Genomic DNA, 791 nt, shown 5'->3' on the forward strand with positions numbered 1-791 from the left:
TCGTAGAAGGTGCCCTGGGCGCCGTCGCTGTTGTCGCCGCCGGTGCCGAGGATGATGGCGCCCTGCTTGCGCATCGGGTTGTAGCCAGACACGTTCGGCCGCGCGCCGTCGTAGAACGTGGACAGGTTGCCGGACTGCGCGTTGCCGCCCAGGATGGCCCAGTGGTTCGGGCCGCCGTTGACCATCGCGGTCAGGTACCGGTAGTTCACCGTCGGGTCGTTGGCGTTGTAGTGCTGGTTGAGGCCGGAGAACAGGCCGTTCTCCAGGTCCGCCATGATCCACGGGCCGTTGCCGGAGCCGTAACCCCAGACCCTGATGTTGCCGAAGTAGATCGCTTCCATGGTGCCGTTGCCGTCGTCGCGGCTGTTGGTCTCGGCGTTGCCGTAGTCGAAGCAGCAGCCGCCGTTGTAGTGGGTACCGTCGAAGATGGCGTACTCGCCCTCGGGGTTGTCACCGGTCGCGGTGCCCGTGGCGGTGTTGTCCCGGTAGCCGGTGCCCGGCGGGATGTACACGCCGTAAGCCTTGTGGCCGTTGAGCGAGGTCGGCGCCGAGACCGCGTTGGCCAGCTTGTCCGGGCCGGGTGCCGCGCCGCCCGCGGGAGCCTGAGTCAGGTTGTTGTGACGCGACGACTGGTCGTAGATGACGGTGATCACGCAGCTGGTGCCCGAGCAGAACGAGTCCTGCGCGGCCGCGTTGGCGACACCGCCGGCGCTGACCACGCCGATGTCCCTGGTCGAGTTGTCCGAGGAACGCCGCACCTGGTACAGCGGGCCGTTGTACGCGGCGTACAG

At 67.6% G+C, this 791-nt stretch carries 1 protein-coding gene; it reads right to left on the reverse strand.

What is annotated here, in order from left to right; genetic code table 11:
- The coding region (locus KGA66_RS29260; RefSeq protein ID WP_369015991.1) for an arabinofuranosidase catalytic domain-containing protein at positions 1–791 on the reverse strand (791 nt) is incomplete at both ends.

It is taken from the genome of Actinocrinis puniceicyclus (assembly GCF_018283645.1).
GTDB lineage: Bacteria > Actinomycetota > Actinomycetes > Streptomycetales > Catenulisporaceae > Actinocrinis > Actinocrinis puniceicyclus.